This window comes from Endozoicomonas sp. SESOKO2 (assembly GCF_024606245.1).
Classification (GTDB): Bacteria; Pseudomonadota; Gammaproteobacteria; order Pseudomonadales; family Endozoicomonadaceae; genus Endozoicomonas_A.
This window is the reverse complement of the sequence record NZ_JAHHPQ010000617.1, coordinates 1-1,442: the sequence shown is the minus strand read 5'-3', so window position 1 is coordinate 1,442 and position 1,442 is coordinate 1. Positions and strand designations below refer to the sequence as shown.

At 41.8% G+C, this 1,442-nt stretch carries 3 protein-coding genes; 1 reads left to right on the top strand and 2 read right to left on the bottom strand.

Annotated elements, in window-relative coordinates:
* A partial coding sequence (locus tag KDK17_RS15310; RefSeq protein WP_257288440.1) for a trypsin-like serine protease occupies window positions 1-468 on the bottom strand: 468 nt, incomplete at its 3' end.
* A 78-nt stretch (window positions 469-546) separates the two neighbouring features.
* Here KDK17_RS15310 and KDK17_RS15305 point away from each other — a divergent pair.
* The gene (locus KDK17_RS15305) at window positions 547-804 is read left to right on the top strand and encodes a hypothetical protein (protein WP_257281419.1); all 258 of its coding nucleotides are present in this window, start codon (window positions 547-549) and stop codon (window positions 802-804) included.
* A gap of 447 nt (window positions 805-1,251) precedes the next feature.
* Here KDK17_RS15305 and KDK17_RS15300 read toward each other — a convergent pair.
* The coding region (locus tag KDK17_RS15300) for a hypothetical protein (RefSeq protein ID WP_257288439.1) at window positions 1,252-1,442 on the bottom strand (191 nt) is incomplete at its 5' end.

The window sequence follows — 1,442 nt, the reverse complement described above, 5'->3', positions numbered from 1 at the left end:
GCTCTGGTAACCTGCTGCAAAAGGGTTTCTTATAGAACTGGCTAATTCTGAACAAGTATATATTGAAAAATCAAGAAGGGGAGGGTTGTCGAGAATGACATCTTCTGAAAGCTCCATAATTGCGATATCTGTTGTTGTAATTTCAGCATTCGGATGAAGAATGAATCTTTTTACTTTAATTCTTTTTTTGCTATCCAGGTTGTTGAAATCTACATATGAAGCCAATGCTTTTTTTTCAGAAAGGAAACAGTGAGCCGCCGTTAAAACATGTCTTTGAGTGATCAAAAATGCCGTACACCTTACTGCACAACAAGGATCATAATAATGATTTAACTGTACAATCCAGGGAAGTTGCCCCGCAGGAACTACTTCTGCCGGATCAGTGTACCTTTCCACCCTATCTCTTGCGAACAATTGCATTGAGAAACATGGGATAGAAAATAGGAACACATATTTCAGCCAACTCATGTATGTACCTTCGAATGATGACAATCGAAGTCATAAGGCTAGAACACAGTATGGGCGAGAGCCATAAAACATCGGTTTATGGGCGAGGGCTCCCCCCTGGCCTTGTCATCCCCGAAAGGCCGTGACCCACTGATGGCGCTGGATTCCGGCCTTCGCGGGAATGACGACTTCAGAGCGTGGGAGCGAGGGGGATGTCCGGATATCAAGGCTAAGCTGCACTGGTTGATTGATGCAATGCCTGGAAAACTTCTGGGCATTGCTCTGCTATCTGGAGTAACGCTTTGGCAGGCTCCTTTGGAGTTCTACGCCCTTGCTCCCAATTTTGCATGGTTCTGATGCTAACGCCCATGAATTCAGAAGGGGGATTTTTTGCTCATTAATTCGGGGTCTCCTGATTTTGGTGCTACATTGCATTCGCTTACAATTCCTTAGGTTTTTTAAAATGCGTTTTTTTTTGTGTTCATTTTATGTTTATTCTGGAGAGTTTTCAGATGCCATAAAAAGTGGGTATAAAGAGAAAATTACTTCTTTAATCACTGTATTATCTACTGTGCCGGAGTTAAAATTATCATGTTTTCCACATAGCTTTAGAGGAGTCTTTGGAGTAATGCTAAAGCCATTTTTATGTGAAGAGAGTCATATAAATTGTGAAAGCCCTTCATCTAGTTGTACTGAAAACCGGGACGAATAGAACTTGGTAAAAATTTCCGGTAGGCTCACTGAGCAACACAACGAATAAGGGTAGATTGCGTGCATTCTCTCCTTATTCATCAAGTGGCGTGGTTATTTCTTCAGTTGTCTGACAATGATGGTCAGTGTGTCTTCGATTTTGTCAAACCTGATGCGGTTTTTACGCTGGTTTTCCAGCATTACCTTATCGTTTGTTGTAGATGTGATGAACATAGCAGACATCGAAATATTGCACAGAGGCATATAGTTGAGATGGGGCAGAGACTCAGAGCTCTGAACTATTT

Excerpts from the sequence above, each read along its gene's own strand:
- KDK17_RS15305 (WP_257281419.1), top strand. The coding sequence starts at position 547 with ATGGGCGAGGGCTCCCCCCTGGCCTTGTCATCCCCGAAAGGCCGTGAC.